Annotated in this window: 16 protein-coding genes; 7 read left to right on the top strand and 9 right to left on the bottom strand. The window is 65.0% G+C overall.

What is annotated here, in order from left to right; all coding sequences use genetic code 11:
- Window positions 1-191 precede the first annotated feature (191 nt).
- From ccmB to FJ423_RS29115, 3 genes are all read left to right on the top strand, one after another.
- The gene (ccmB, locus tag FJ423_RS29105; protein WP_140846333.1) at window positions 192-857 is read left to right on the top strand and encodes a heme exporter protein CcmB; all 666 of its coding nucleotides are present in this window, start codon (window positions 192-194) and stop codon (window positions 855-857) included.
- Window positions 858-974: 117 nt separating this feature from the next.
- Entirely contained in the window at window positions 975-1,142 is a 168-nt protein-coding gene (ccmD, locus tag FJ423_RS29110; protein WP_140658615.1) for a heme exporter protein CcmD, read from the top strand.
- Complete coding sequence (locus FJ423_RS29115; protein ID WP_140846334.1) at window positions 1,139-1,717, top strand: DsbE family thiol:disulfide interchange protein; 579 nt, start codon at window positions 1,139-1,141, stop codon at window positions 1,715-1,717. Before ccmD ends, FJ423_RS29115 begins: the two co-directional genes overlap by 4 nt.
- A 237-nt stretch (window positions 1,718-1,954) precedes the next feature.
- On the opposite strand, the gene FJ423_RS33770 is transcribed toward FJ423_RS29115, so the two are convergent.
- Window positions 1,955-2,119, bottom strand: coding sequence for a hypothetical protein (locus tag FJ423_RS33770; protein ID WP_181165005.1), 165 nt, complete (start codon window positions 2,117-2,119; stop codon window positions 1,955-1,957).
- A 276-nt stretch (window positions 2,120-2,395) separates the two neighbouring features.
- On the opposite strand from FJ423_RS33770, the gene FJ423_RS29120 reads away from it, so the two are divergent.
- Entirely contained in the window at window positions 2,396-3,316 is a 921-nt protein-coding gene (locus FJ423_RS29120; protein WP_140846335.1) for an SMP-30/gluconolactonase/LRE family protein, read from the top strand.
- 28 nt (window positions 3,317-3,344) lie between these two features.
- Window positions 3,345-3,551: a 4-oxalocrotonate tautomerase family protein gene (locus tag FJ423_RS29125; protein WP_140846336.1), complete on the top strand. Its 207-nt coding sequence runs from the start codon at window positions 3,345-3,347 to the stop codon at window positions 3,549-3,551.
- 196 nt (window positions 3,552-3,747) lie between these two features.
- Here FJ423_RS29125 and FJ423_RS29130 read toward each other — a convergent pair whose 3' ends face one another.
- The 8 genes from FJ423_RS29130 to FJ423_RS29165 all read right to left on the bottom strand — a co-directional run bounded on the left by FJ423_RS29130 (window position 3,748) and on the right by FJ423_RS29165 (window position 10,975).
- Window positions 3,748-4,281, bottom strand: coding sequence for an NADPH-dependent FMN reductase (locus FJ423_RS29130; RefSeq protein WP_140846337.1), 534 nt, complete (start codon window positions 4,279-4,281; stop codon window positions 3,748-3,750).
- 37 nt (window positions 4,282-4,318) lie between these two features.
- A complete protein-coding gene (locus tag FJ423_RS29135; protein ID WP_140846338.1) occupies window positions 4,319-4,939 on the bottom strand; it encodes a pyridoxamine 5'-phosphate oxidase family protein in 621 nt (206 codons plus the stop codon).
- A gap of 62 nt (window positions 4,940-5,001) precedes the next feature.
- Window positions 5,002-5,658, bottom strand: a complete 657-nt coding sequence (locus FJ423_RS29140; protein ID WP_140846339.1) for a septation protein A — start codon at window positions 5,656-5,658, stop codon at window positions 5,002-5,004.
- A 62-nt stretch (window positions 5,659-5,720) separates the two neighbouring features.
- Entirely contained in the window at window positions 5,721-7,346 is a 1,626-nt protein-coding gene (gene ftsY, locus FJ423_RS29145) for a signal recognition particle-docking protein FtsY (RefSeq protein ID WP_140846340.1), read from the bottom strand.
- Between the two features lie 14 nt (window positions 7,347-7,360).
- Entirely contained in the window at window positions 7,361-8,689 is a 1,329-nt protein-coding gene (gene mtaB, locus FJ423_RS29150) for a tRNA (N(6)-L-threonylcarbamoyladenosine(37)-C(2))-methylthiotransferase MtaB (RefSeq protein WP_140846341.1), read from the bottom strand.
- On the bottom strand, window positions 8,689-9,573 hold the full coding sequence (gene dapF / locus FJ423_RS29155; RefSeq protein WP_140846342.1) for a diaminopimelate epimerase: 885 nt from the start codon (window positions 9,571-9,573) through the stop codon (window positions 8,689-8,691). The genes mtaB and dapF overlap by 1 nt, the downstream gene beginning before the upstream one ends.
- A gap of 172 nt (window positions 9,574-9,745) precedes the next feature.
- Window positions 9,746-9,907, bottom strand: coding sequence for a DUF1328 family protein (locus FJ423_RS29160; protein WP_031195454.1), 162 nt, complete (start codon window positions 9,905-9,907; stop codon window positions 9,746-9,748).
- Window positions 9,908-9,937: 30 nt separating this feature from the next.
- Window positions 9,938-10,975, bottom strand: coding sequence for an MBL fold metallo-hydrolase (locus tag FJ423_RS29165; protein ID WP_140846343.1), 1,038 nt, complete (start codon window positions 10,973-10,975; stop codon window positions 9,938-9,940).
- Window positions 10,976-11,102: 127 nt separating this feature from the next.
- Here FJ423_RS29165 and FJ423_RS29170 point away from each other — a divergent pair, with 127 nt between their 5' ends.
- Together FJ423_RS29170 and FJ423_RS29175 are read left to right on the top strand one after the other, a co-directional pair.
- The gene (locus FJ423_RS29170) at window positions 11,103-11,540 is read left to right on the top strand and encodes a VOC family protein (protein WP_140846344.1); all 438 of its coding nucleotides are present in this window, start codon (window positions 11,103-11,105) and stop codon (window positions 11,538-11,540) included.
- A gap of 191 nt (window positions 11,541-11,731) precedes the next feature.
- Window positions 11,732-12,271 (top strand): protease inhibitor Inh/omp19 family protein, encoded by a 540-nt coding sequence (locus tag FJ423_RS29175; protein ID WP_140846345.1) that lies wholly within the window; start codon window positions 11,732-11,734, stop codon window positions 12,269-12,271.
- The last annotated feature ends 50 nt before the right edge of the window (window positions 12,272-12,321 follow it).

The following is a 12,321-nucleotide window of genomic DNA, read 5'->3' on the forward strand; positions in this document are numbered from 1 at the left end:
GTCCTCTACGGCCCCCCCCTCTGCCCTGCCGGGCATCTCCCCCTCAAGGGGGGAGATCAGCAGCTCAGGCGCCCCATTTGCCTTGCTACGCTGGAGATTGGCGAAAGCCGAGGCGACATCCAATCTCCCCCCTTGAGGGGGAGATGGCCGGCAGGCCAGAGAGGGGGGCCTGGGCGCGGGCATCTCAAATCATGCTAGGCCTCTTCCTCCGCGACATGCGCCTTTCCATCCGTGCCGGCGGCGGGGCACTGATCGGCGTGATTTTTTTCCTCGCCGTGATCGTCACCATCCCGTTCGGCGTCGGTCCCGATCTCAACCTCCTGTCGCGCATCGGCCCGGCCATCCTGTGGATCGCTGCGCTGCTTGCCTGCCTGCTCGGGCTGGACCGGCTGTTCCAGGCCGACCGCGAGGACGGCTCGCTGGATCTCCTGGTGCTGAACGGCGACCGCCACATGCTGGCGCTGACGGTGCTGACGAAATGCCTGGCGCACTGGACGGGCAGCGTGCTGCCGCTGGTGGTCGCGGCACCTCTGCTCGGCCTGTTCATGAATATGGCGCCGCTGGGCATCGGCGCCACGGCGCTCACGCTTCTCGTCGGTACGCCGGCCATCACCTTCATCGGCGCGGCGGGCGCCGCGGTGGCGGTGGCGCTGCCGCGCGGTGGATTGCTGATCTCGGTGCTGGTGCTGCCGCTCACCATTCCGGTGCTGATCTTCGGCGTTTCGGCAAGCTATGGCGCCGTTGCCGATCCGGCGCCGTTCCTGCAGCCTTTCCTCATTCTTGCCGCGCTGACGCTGTTTCTTGCGGTGCTCGGTCCATTGGCGGCAGCGCTGGCGTTGCGGCACGGGACGGATTGAGGCGACCAGGACGTTCCTTCACTGCGGCACCGCGGCAAATTGCGGACCGGCTGGTGCGGGGTTATGGAAAGACATGATCGGAACAGTTGACATGGCCAAGAGCGGGGAGCGGTCGTTATGAGCGCGCACGCCCTGTTCGTCACTGCCGCCTACGCCATCACGGCCGTCGTGCTCGCCGGGCTGATCGGCTGGATCCTGCTCGACCAACGGGCGCGCAAGCGCGAGCTTGCCGCGCTGGAAGCGGCCGGGGTGCGGCGGCGTTCCGACAAGGCCGTCAAGTCATGAGCCTGGAAACCGAAGCTTCGGCGCCGCGCCGCCGCCTGTTCGTGCTTGTGCCGCTGCTGGTGTTCCTGGGGTTGGCGGGGCTGTTCCTGTCGCAGCTGCTCTCCGGCCGCGACGCCTCGGAAATCCCCTCGGCGCTGATCGGCCTGCCGGCGCCGCAGACGGACCTGCCGCCGCTCGAAGGGACGAGCCTGCCGGGGCTCGAGTCGAAAGACTTTGCCGGCAAGGTGACGCTGGTCAACGTGTTCGCGTCCTGGTGCGCGCCATGCCGGGAAGAGCATCCAGTGCTTCTCGGCCTGTCGCAGGACAAGCGCTTCACGCTCGCCGCGCTGAACTACAAGGACCAACCGGAAAACGCCCGCCGCTTTCTTGGCGATCTCGGCAATCCGTATCGGGCGATCGGCGTCGATCCAGCCGGACGCGCGGCGATCGACTGGGGCGTCTACGGCGTGCCGGAGACCTTTGTCATCGGCAAGGACGGCAGGATCGCCTACAAGCATGTTGGGCCGCTGACGCCGGAGTCGGCGCGGGACCTGCTGTTGCCGCAGATCGAGAAAGCGCTGGCGACGCCGGGTTAGCGCGGCGGCGCCAGGTCAAGACGGATACCTGCGTCGTCATTCTAGGGCGAAGCAACGAGCGAAGCGACGCGGCGCAGACCCTAGAATCCATTCCGTGACGTTGATCGAGGAATGCGGCGGCCTAGATTTCGGCGCTTGCGCAGCGCGCGTTCTGCATCGCTGCGACGCTTGGAAATCGCGGAATGGATTCTCGGTCAAGCCGAGAATGACGAAGTGGCCGGACGATCGGCCTGCCGCTCAGCCGTAGATCTGCTTGTGGATCTGGTAGAGCATCTCGGAACGGTCGGCGCGCAGATCGGCGAGATCGCGGCTGGACAGGTTCTCGATTTCGGCGACAAGGCGGTTGTAGTGGCGGCGCTTGGCCATGGTGGCGCGGGCGCGGGAGACAAGATTGTCGAACATGACAGGGTTCCTTCTTCGTTATTCCTCCCTGACGATTGCCAGCATGACATAGGAATGATGCGTTGCAAAAGAAAGATGTTGCAATGCACCATTGCAACCAGCGCATAGCCGGTTAACCGCAAGCTAACGGGCCATGCGTCCAGCGTGGCATACAAGACCGGTCCGCTTCACGCAGTTCTCATCCGTTTTTGTCATACAAATTGCTGGCGTGCCGTCTTGCCAGAACGGCTGCGGGCTGGCTTGATCCGCGCGTCACGTGATGCCGGGAGGAAATTGATGGCGGCCGCAGACTATTATGAAATTCTCGATCCGCGCTTCGCGCGCCTGTTCAACGGCAGCGCGCAGGTGGAGAAGCTGTTCACCGGATGCCGCTGGGCAGAAGGACCGGCCTGGTTCGCCGCCGGCCGCTATGTCGTCTGGTCGGATATTCCAAACAACCGCATGCTGCGCTATGACGAAACCGACGGCAGCGTCAGCGTGTTCCGCCAGCCGTCCGGCAATTCCAACGGCAACACGGTCGACCGGCAGGGCCGGCTGGTGACCTGCGAGCATTCCGGCCGCCGCGTCAGCCGGACGGAGTTCGACGGCTCGGTCACTACCATCGCCGACAAATGGAAAGGCAAGCGGCTGAACTCGCCCAACGACGTGGTGGTGCGCTCCGACGGCTCGATCTGGTTCACCGATCCGAGCTACGGCATTGACACCGACTATGAGGGCGACAAGGCCGAAAGCGAGATCGGCGCCTGCAATGTCTATCGCGTCGATCCCGAGACCGGCGATGTCGAGGCGGTCATCACCGACATGGTGCGGCCGAACGGGCTCGCCTTCTCGCTCGACGAAAGCCTGCTCTATGTCGTCGACACCGGCCGCACGCATGGCGAGAGGAATCCGGCGCATATGCGCGTCTTCAATGTCGGCAAGCACGGCAAGAAGGTTTCCGGCGGCAAGGTGTTCGCCGACTGCACCGCCGGCCTGTTCGACGGCTTCCGGCTCGATGCGGACGGACGCATCTGGACAAGTGCCGCCGACGGTATCCATTGCTACGACCCGGACGGCACGCTGATCGGCAAGGTGAAGGTGCCGGAAGTGACCGCCAACTGCGTGTTCGGCGGCAACAAACTCAACTGCCTCTACATCGCCGGCACCACCTCGCTCTACATGGTGCGGCTCATGGTGAACGGGGCTAAGACGTACTGACAGCGAGGCATATCAGCGGGAGAGAAAAATGCCGTTCGTCAACATCCGCATCGTCAAGGAAGTGATCGCCGCCGATCCGGCCGGCAAGAAGGCTGGCATCGCCAAGAAGGTGACTGCGGCCATCATGGACGCCACCGGGCTCGGCAACGACGACGTCTGGGTGGTGTTCGAGGAGGTCAATGCCCGCGACTGGTATGTCGGCAAGACCGATGTCGAGACGCGGCGGAAGGGGTAGGGCTCTTCCTTCTCCCCTTGTGGGAGAAGGTGGCCTCGCGAAGCGAGGTCGGATGAGGGGTGTTCCAGCCTGGCGACGCCGTTCGTCCAGCGACGAGGTCGCCGTCGTCTCACTCCGCTGGAACACCCCTCATCCGTCTCGGCGCTGCGCGCCGATCCACCTTCTCCCACAAGGGGAGAAGGGAAAGCGGCGCCACTCACCGCCCGCGTATAAATTCCACAAAATCCCGCACCGCACCGCGCATCGCCTCCCGGTTCGCATCCTCGCTGAGGATCGCCTCCACCTCGGCCGGCTTCTTGCCCAGCAGCGCGATCTCCAGCGCCGTCTCCTCATACATCGCGAAGGACATCGTCCGCATGACCTCGGCAAGCGCTGCCCGCGCATAGAGCGAGCGGGGCGAGGCGTGGACCAGTATTGCCGGCTTGCCCACCGCCGCGTCGCGCGAGACCAGCCAGTCGAGCGCGTTCTTCATGCCGCCCGGCACGCCATGCGCATATTCCGGGCAGGAGACGATAACGCCGTCGGCGCGGGTGATCATCTCGATCAACTGAGCCGCTTCGGGCGGCGTGCGCTCGCCCTCGTCGTCGGGGTTGAAGATCGGCAAGCGGCCGAGGCCATCATAGACCTGGACACGGCAGGCCGCGGGGGCATTGGTGGCCAATGCGGCAACCAGGGCCGAGTTGGTCGAGGCGGCGCGCAGGCTGCCCGATATGGCGATGATCTCGATCAAGGGAGAGCCGGACGAAGGGTTGAGTCGTCCAGCAAGCCTACCACATGGTCTGGCGGTAATCGTGGTCCAGCTCGCGGTCGATCTCGCCGGCGCTTTCGCTGAGCGCCAACTGATCGCGGATGATCTGGCCGAGGGTCGGCAGGGTCGCGCGGTCGTACCAGGTCTCCGGCTTCCACAAATCGGAGCGCATGAAGGCCTTGGCGCAATGCATATAGGCGGCCTTGACCGTCACCACGATCACGCTCTGCGGCTCCTTGCCGTCGACGGCCAGCCGTTCGCGCAAGGTCGGGTCGACAGTGATGCGGGCGTCGCCATTGACGCGTAGCGTCTCGTTCATGCCGGGAATGAGGAAGAGCAGTCCGACCGATGGGTTGCGGATGATGTTTTCCAGCGTGTCCAGCCGGTTGTTGCCGGGACGGTCGGGAATGGCGATGGTGGCGTTGTCGAGGATGGCGGTGAAGCCGGGCTTGTCGCCTTTCGGCGTCACGTCGGCATTGCCGGCGCCGTCGGAGGAGCCGATCAGCACGAAGGGGCTCTTGCCGATGAAGGATCGGCAATGGCCGTCGAGGACTTTGAGCTCCTTGCGGATAGAGCCGTCGGTCGTCCGGGGCGTCTTGTAGACCGTCCTCAGCTCGTCATGCGTGGTGAGGAATTCCATGCTGCCCCTCATTCTGGCGCAATTCCGGACGGAAACCGCTGCACTCTTTTCCTGGAATTGCTTTAATTCCCGGCCTTCTCTTCCTTGGCTTTTTCCTCCAGCGAGTGGCGCATGATCAGCGGCATCTGGCTGAAGGTGAACAGCAAAGTGATCGGGATCGTGCCCCAGACCTTAAAATAAAGCCAGGTCGCCTCGGAAAAGTTGCGCCACACGACCTCATTGAGCACGGCGAGGAACAGGAAGAACAGCCCCCAGCGGAAGGTCAGCTTGCGCCAGCCTTCGGCATCGAGCTGGAAGGCGGAATCGAAGACGTAGCCAAGCAGCGAGCGGCCGAACAGCAGACCGCCGAGCAGCGTGACGCCGAACAGCGAATTAATGATCGTCGGCTTCATGAAGGCGAAGGTCTTGTCCTGCAGGTAAAGCGCCAGCGCGCCGAAGACGAACACGACGATCGCCGAGACCAGCGGCATCAGCGGCAGGCTGCGCGTCAGCAGCCAGGAGACGCCGAGCGAAAGCGCCGTCGCGACCATGAAGAAGGCGGTGGCGATCAGGATCGGCTCGCCGAGATGGGCGAGCACCGGGAATTTCTCGGCCAGCCACTCGCCGCGAATGGTGGTGAAGAAGAACACCAGGCCAGGGCCAAGCTCGAGCAGGAACTTCAAGCCGGGGTTGACCGGCTTGCGGCGTGGATCGGACGGGTCGCGCTCGATGATGTTCATAAAAGTCCTTCTTACGCACGATCTGGCCGAAAAGCAGGCGGCCTTGCAGTATCGCGCCTTGTTCAAGCTACGCCGGCGATGGCTCTCGCGAACTCGCTGGCGGAAAACGGTTCAAGGTCGTCGACCTGCTCGCCGACGCCGATGAAATAGACCGGCAGCCGGTGCTTGGCGGCGATCGCCACCAGAATACCGCCGCGCGCCGTGCCGTCCAGCTTGGTCATCACCAGGCCGTTGACGCCGGCGACATTGCGGAAGATCTCAACCTGGTTCAGCGCGTTCTGGCCGGTGGTGGCATCGACCGTCTGCAGCACCGTGTGCGGCGCTTCGGGATCGAGCTTGCCCAGCACGCGCACGATCTTCTCCAGCTCGGCCATCAGCTCGGTCTTGTTCTGCAAGCGCCCGGCCGTGTCGATGATCAGCACGTCGGAGCCGGCCTCCTTCGCCTTCTCGAAGGCGTCATAGGCGAGGCCCGCTGCATCGGCGCCGAGCTTGGAGGCGACGACCGGCGATTTCGTGCGCTCGCCCCAGATCTTGAGCTGCTCGATCGCGGCGGCGCGGAACGTGTCGCCGGCGGCCAGCATCACCTTGAGGCCGCCATCGGTGAGCTTGGCGGCCAGCTTGCCGATGGTGGTGGTCTTGCCGGTGCCGTTGACGCCGACGACCAGGACGACATGCGGCTTGTGGCTGAGGTCGAGCTCGAGCGGCCTGGCGACCGGCGCCAGCACCTTCTCCACCTCCGCCGCCATCACGGCGCGGACTTCGACGTCGGAGACGTCGCGGCCGTAGCGGCTGGAGGCAAGCGAATCGGTGACGCGCAGCGCTGTTTCCAGGCCAAGATCGGCGCGGATCAGCACGTCCTCCAGGTCCTGCAGCGTGTCTTCGTCCAATTTGCGCTTGGTGAAGACGCCGGCGATGTTGCCGGTGAGCTCGCGCGAGGAGCGGGCAAGCCCTTCGCGCATGCGCTGGAACCAGGAGCGCCGCGGCGCCGGCTCCGGCGCCTTCACCGGCTCGGCCTTCTGCTCGACCTTTTTTGAGACCGTTACCTTGCCGGCAGAGGGCGCGGGTGTCGGCGGCGACGGCAAAGCCTCCGGCTCCGGTGCGATCTCGGCATGGATCGGCTGCAGCTCGACGGGCGCGGGCTGTCGAATAGGAGGCGCGATTTCCGCTACGGCTTCGGCGGATGGTTCCACAGAGGGCGGCGCCGCTGGTGGCACCTCGATGGGCACTGGCGTTCCGACCGGGACTTCGGCAGGCGGCGTCGGCACTTCGACCGGTGGCTGCTCAGGCAGCGGTTCCGGACGCGAAGGCTCGATGTCAGGTTGCGTCGGCGCAGGTGCGGGCACTTCCTGCGGAGCAGGTTCGGGCGTCGGTGCAGGTAAAGGCTCAGGTTGTGCCGGCGGCACTTCCTCGGGGGCCGGCAGCTCCGGCTTCTCGGGCGCCGGCTGCGGCTCTTCTTCCGGCTCAGGCTGCGGCAGCGGTTCCGGCTCGGCGGGAATGGTGGGCTCTGGCACCGGCGGGATGGATGGAGCAGGCTCGGGCTTCGGCTCTTCGGGAACCGGTTGAGGCTCAGTCTCCGGCTTCAGCGCGTCCAGCGCGTCCCACTTGATCGGCGGCAGCGCTTCGTCGACGCGCTCCTCGACGACCTCTTTCCTGCCGAACGAAAATATCTTCTTGAAGAAACCAGCCATACGTCTCGCAGTTCTCAGGCGGCTTGCGCGGCAAGCGGGGCCGCAATCAGCCGGGCGCCGTCATGGCCGGCGACCATGGCATCGACGATCTCGCCGGGCGCGCCGGCGTCGATCGCGGCCAGCGTAAAACCTTCGGTGCGGCCGAGCCCGTCGCGCTCGACCAGGATCGATTGCCGTGTGCCGGAGAGCGACGACAAATGATGGCGATAGGCGGCCTCGCCGGCGGCGCGCAGCCTGGCGGCGCGCGCCTTCACCACCTCACGGTGGACCTGCGGCATGCGCGCGGCCGGCGTGCCTTTGCGTGGCGAGAACGGAAAGACGTGGAGATGCGTCAGGCCGCATTCCTCGACTATTCTTTCCGAATTCTCGAACATCGCCTCGGTCTCGGTCGGGAAGCCGGCGATGATGTCGGCGCCGAAGACGATGCCGGGACGCAGCTTGCGCACGTCCTCGCAGAAGCGGATCGACTGGTCGCGCAGATGCCGGCGCTTCATGCGCTTCAGGATCATGTCGTCGCCCGATTGCAGCGACAGATGCAGATGCGGCATCAGCCTTTGCTCAGTGGCGATGGCATCCAGCAGGTCGTCGTCGACCTCGATGGAATCGATGGAGGACAATCTTAGCCGCTTCACGTTAGGCACCTGGCGCAGGATGGTCTTCACCAGCTTTCCCAGCTTTGGCGCGCCCGGCAGGTCGGCGCCGAAACTGGTCATGTCGACGCCGGTCAAAACGATCTCGGCATAGCCGTTGCCGGCGAGGCGCTTGACCTGCTCCACCACCGCGCCCATCGGCACGGAGCGCGAGTTGCCGCGGCCGTAAGGGATGATGCAGAAGGTGCAGCGATGATCGCAGCCATTCTGCACCTGCACGAAGGCGCGCGCGCGGCCCTCGATGGCGTCGACCATGTGGCTTGCCGTCTCGCGCACCGAAAAAATGTCGTTGACGCGCGCCTTCTCGGTGTCGTTGACGCCGAAATCGGGCAGCGCGCGGTAGGAGTTGGCCTTGAGCTTCTCCTCATTGCCGAGCACCAGGTCGACCTCGTCCATTGCGGCGAAATTCTGCGGCTCGGTCTGCGCCGCGCAGCCGGTGACGATGATGCGGGCCGAAGGGTTCTCGCGGCGGGCCTTGCGGATCGCCTGCTTGGCCTGGCGCACCGCTTCGGCGGTGACGGCGCAGGTGTTGAAAATGAAGGCGCCGCCATTGAGCTCGCCCAGGCCGGCGCTTTCGGCCTCGCGGCGCATCACTTCCGATTCATAGGTGTTGAGGCGGCAGCCGAAGGTGACGACGTCGATACCTGTCGTGGTGGAGGCTTGGGATACCACGCCTTTTTGAAGGGCGGACATCAGGCGGCGCTTTCGGTGTCGCGAGCCCAGGCGCCGGTCGAGGGATCAAAGCTGCCGGAAAATTCCCATTCGGCGGCACCTGTCAGGATGACGTGATCGTCGTCGCGCCATTCGACATTGAGCTCGCCGCCGCCGGGCGCGAGCAGCGAGACGCTGCGGCCGGTGCGCCTGGTGCGAGCCGCCGCGACCGCGGCGGCGCAAGCCGCCGAGCCGCAGGCCTTGGTGAGGCCGGCGCCGCGCTCCCAGGTACGGATGATCATGGTTTCGGGCGAAGTCACCTGGGCAATGGTGATGTTGGCGCGCTCGGGGAAAATCGGATGGTTTTCGAGCAGCGGGCCGAAGCGGTCCAGCTCATAAGACCAGACGTCGTTGTCGACCCAGAAGATCGCGTGCGGGTTGCCCATCGACACCGCCGAGGGCGAATGCAGCACCGGGGCATCGATCGGGCCGATCTGCAGCTCGATCATGCGGGTGTCGCGGAATTCTTCCGCCAGCGGGATCTCCTGCCAGCCGAAACGCGGCTTGCCCATGTCGACCGAGATAAGACCGTCCGCATGCTCCTGCGCGTTCAAGACGCCGGCGCGGGTCTCGAAGGTGAAGCTCTTGTTGCCCGTCTCGGCGGCCAAAGCCTGCACAACGCAGCGCATGCCGTTGCCGCAGGCCTGCGCGCTGGTGCCGTCGGAGTTCAGGATGTCGATATAATAGGCCGTGCCCGGCGTCTTCGCGTCGTGGATCGCCATGATCTGGTCGAACTTGGTCGCCGCGTCGCCATTGAGGGCGATCGCGGCCGCCGCCGTCACCTTGTCGGCGCGGCCGCGCATATCGGCAACGATGATCTCATTGCCGATGCCGTTCATCTTGGCGAAGGGGGCGCTGCCTGCCATCTAACCGGTCGTTCCAATCCGTTTGGCCAATCCGTTTGGGCGCTATATGGCGGAAACGGGCGGGAATTACCAGTCCGGCGTGGCTCTGGCGACGACGAAGAAGAGGCCGCGCAGCGACCGGTCGCGCAGCGACGACCAAGTGGTCGCGCCAGCGACGACCAAGTGGTCGCGCTTATGTTACCGCGAAGACGCCGAGCACGATCAGCAGGAAGATGATCAGCACGATGCCGATGAGGATGCGCGCGCCGGTAGCGGCCGCGCCTGCCAAAGCCGGCATGCCAAGCAGGCTCGCGGCGGCGGCAATGATGAGAAGGATGATGATCCACCTGATCATGGGGAAGCTCCAGCGGTTTGCGTCGTCCGATCAACGCGTTTGGCCGGTTTGGGTTCCTTTGTAGATGGCCGGCACGTCCCATAGCTCTCCCGGTCGCATGGCACGGAAACGCTCCGGCGGCAGGTCTTCGGCGGCCAAAGCCTCGGCCAGTTTCCGGGCCGGCTCATCGACCGGCTCGTCGGTGAGGTGGAAGGTGCCCCAGTGGCAGCCGGCGGCGAAGGCGACGTTGCACAGCTTCATGCCCTGAACGGCCTCCTGCGGATTCTGGTGCTGCGGCGCCATGAACCAGCGCGGCTCGTAGGCTCCGATCGGCAGGATGGCGAGGCGGAAGCCGCCATGCTTTTCTCCCATCAGCCGGTAGTTGATGCCGTCATGGAAGCCGGTGTCGCCGGCGAAATAGATATTGCCGGCCATCGTCTCGATGACGAAGCCCGCCCACAGCGCCATGCGGCGGTCGCGCCCGCCGCGCGCCGACCAGTGATGCGCCGGTTCGACATGGATGGCGGCCGTGCCGGCATCGAGCCTGTCGCCCCAATCATGCACGCTGAGCCGCATGCCGGGCGCCGCGCGGCCGATGATGGCGTCATTGCCGAGCGGCGCGATCACCAGCGGATCGTGTCTCTCCCTCAGCCGCTTCAGCGTAGCGAGGTCGAGATGGTCGTAGTGATTGTGGCTGATCAGGACCAGGTCGATCGGCGGCAGGTCGGCAAAGGCAATCCCCGGCGCATTGACCCTCTTCGGCCCGGCGAAGGCGAAAGGCGAGGCGCGCTCCGACCAGACCGGGTCGGTCAGGATATTCAACCCCGCCGTCTGGATGAGAAGCGAAGCATGGCCGACCATGGTGAGTCTCAGCGCGCTGCCTTCCACCCGTATGTCCGGCTTCGCCGGGGGAAACGGGCTCGGAACCGAAGCCGGCCATTTCGCCCGCCCGCCGCCGAATTGCCATTTGAGGAGATCGGTGAAGCTCCCGGGCGGCCTGCCGCCGGGATTGAAGAACAGGGTGCCGTCGAAATGATCGCTGGGCGGCCCGCTGTAGTAGCGGTTGGCGGTTCCTTTCCTCGCGGCCATTCTGTCTCCCGCCCGCTTGTGTCGTCTCCTGAGATAAGGACGCGCCGGCCTGGCGCAAGCATTTTGCCGCCGAATGCCAATGGCCGAAGCCGGGCTCGTCTAGGATCGGCAGACAGGGGTGATCGTCATGGTAATGAAGCGAATCAAGACACCGTGGATGAAGGCCGAGGATTTCGGCCGCTCGCTGCCGCCTGGGGTCGGCATCAACCTGTTGGTTACCGACCTGACGGCGATGGAGGCTTTCTGCCGCGACGTGCTTGGCGCCCGGATCGTCTATGGCGACGAGGATTTCGCGGCGATCGAGCTGTTGGGCTCGATCTTCATGCTGCACGCCGATCATTCCTATCTGGACAATCCGATGATCGGCGTCACCGCAGGCGCCGAGACTCGCGGGGCCGGTATCGAACTGCGCCTTTACGGCGCCGATCCGGACTCGGTCGAGAAAAAGGCGGCCGCGCTCGGCCACATCGTGCTGGCCGGCTCGATCGACAAGCCGCATGGCTTGCGCGAATGCTACATCGTCGGCCCGGATGGTTATGTGTTCGTGCCGAGTACCAGGATTTAATATTTCAATAGGTTACAAGGTTTTCAGCGGCGGCTTCCCGACTGTGGCCCTCCGCTGCGATAAATTTGCAACAGCCATTTCGAAAACCCTATTTTAACCATATCGGGTTGAAATTCTGCCACCTTCGCCGTCTTGGTGAAGCGGAGATTACGCGGATGGCTCCCCCCGGCCAGATCCGACGGAGGTGGTAAATGCATTTTTCAAGGACTGGCCTTGTGGCCGTATCGCTGGCCGCGCTCGTTGCGAGCGGCTGCTCGACTTCGCGCTTCTCGTCGATGGACGACCAGCAGCCGACACCGCTGACCCCGGCACCCTCCGGCACGGTGACGCAGAATCAGCTGCCGCCGCCGGCTTCCCCCGGCGCCGCCGATCCGTCGCAATTTCCGACCGCTCCGAAGAACACTCAGGTCGCGTCGCTGCCGCCGGACGGCACGGCGCCCGCCGGCGCCACCGATCTCACCGCGGCCAGCGTCGCCGGCGTCTGGAACGTCAATGTCTCCGGGCAGAGCTGCAAGGTGGCGACGCCGCAGACCAAGTTCGGCGCCGGCTACCGCGCCGGTCCGCTGCACTGCCCGGCGCCGATCGACGGCATCAAATCGTGGAATGTCGCCGGCAAGCAGCTGACGCTTTACGACGAAAACGGCGGCACGCTGGCCAGGCTCTATTCGTCCGGCGGCGAAAAGTTCGACGGCCAGACTTCCAACGGGCAACCTATCTCGCTTACAAGATAACGCGAAACTGCCCCTGTTTACGCAATTCCGGATGGGAACCGTTTCCCCCG

This window comes from Mesorhizobium sp. B2-8-9 (genome assembly GCF_006439475.1).
Classification (GTDB): Bacteria; Pseudomonadota; Alphaproteobacteria; order Rhizobiales; family Rhizobiaceae; genus Mesorhizobium.

Excerpts from the sequence above, each read along its gene's own strand:
- ccmB (WP_140846333.1), top strand. The coding sequence starts at position 192 with ATGCTAGGCCTCTTCCTCCGCGACATGCGCCTTTCCATCCGTGCCGGC.
- ccmD (WP_140658615.1), top strand. The coding sequence starts at position 975 with ATGAGCGCGCACGCCCTGTTCGTCACTGCCGCCTACGCCATCACGGCC.
- FJ423_RS29115 (WP_140846334.1), top strand. The coding sequence starts at position 1,139 with ATGAGCCTGGAAACCGAAGCTTCGGCGCCGCGCCGCCGCCTGTTCGTG.
- FJ423_RS33770 (WP_181165005.1), bottom strand. The coding sequence starts at position 2,119 with ATGTTCGACAATCTTGTCTCCCGCGCCCGCGCCACCATGGCCAAGCGC.
- FJ423_RS29120 (WP_140846335.1), top strand. The coding sequence starts at position 2,396 with ATGGCGGCCGCAGACTATTATGAAATTCTCGATCCGCGCTTCGCGCGC.
- FJ423_RS29125 (WP_140846336.1), top strand. The coding sequence starts at position 3,345 with ATGCCGTTCGTCAACATCCGCATCGTCAAGGAAGTGATCGCCGCCGAT.
- FJ423_RS29135 (WP_140846338.1), bottom strand. The coding sequence starts at position 4,939 with ATGGAATTCCTCACCACGCATGACGAGCTGAGGACGGTCTACAAGACG.
- FJ423_RS29140 (WP_140846339.1), bottom strand. The coding sequence starts at position 5,658 with ATGAACATCATCGAGCGCGACCCGTCCGATCCACGCCGCAAGCCGGTC.
- ftsY (WP_140846340.1), bottom strand. The coding sequence starts at position 7,346 with ATGGCTGGTTTCTTCAAGAAGATATTTTCGTTCGGCAGGAAAGAGGTC.
- mtaB (WP_140846341.1), bottom strand. The coding sequence starts at position 8,689 with ATGTCCGCCCTTCAAAAAGGCGTGGTATCCCAAGCCTCCACCACGACA.
- dapF (WP_140846342.1), bottom strand. The coding sequence starts at position 9,573 with ATGGCAGGCAGCGCCCCCTTCGCCAAGATGAACGGCATCGGCAATGAG.
- FJ423_RS29160 (WP_031195454.1), bottom strand. The coding sequence starts at position 9,907 with ATGATCAGGTGGATCATCATCCTTCTCATCATTGCCGCCGCCGCGAGC.
- FJ423_RS29165 (WP_140846343.1), bottom strand. The coding sequence starts at position 10,975 with ATGGCCGCGAGGAAAGGAACCGCCAACCGCTACTACAGCGGGCCGCCC.
- FJ423_RS29170 (WP_140846344.1), top strand. The coding sequence starts at position 11,103 with ATGGTAATGAAGCGAATCAAGACACCGTGGATGAAGGCCGAGGATTTC.
- FJ423_RS29175 (WP_140846345.1), top strand. The coding sequence starts at position 11,732 with ATGCATTTTTCAAGGACTGGCCTTGTGGCCGTATCGCTGGCCGCGCTC.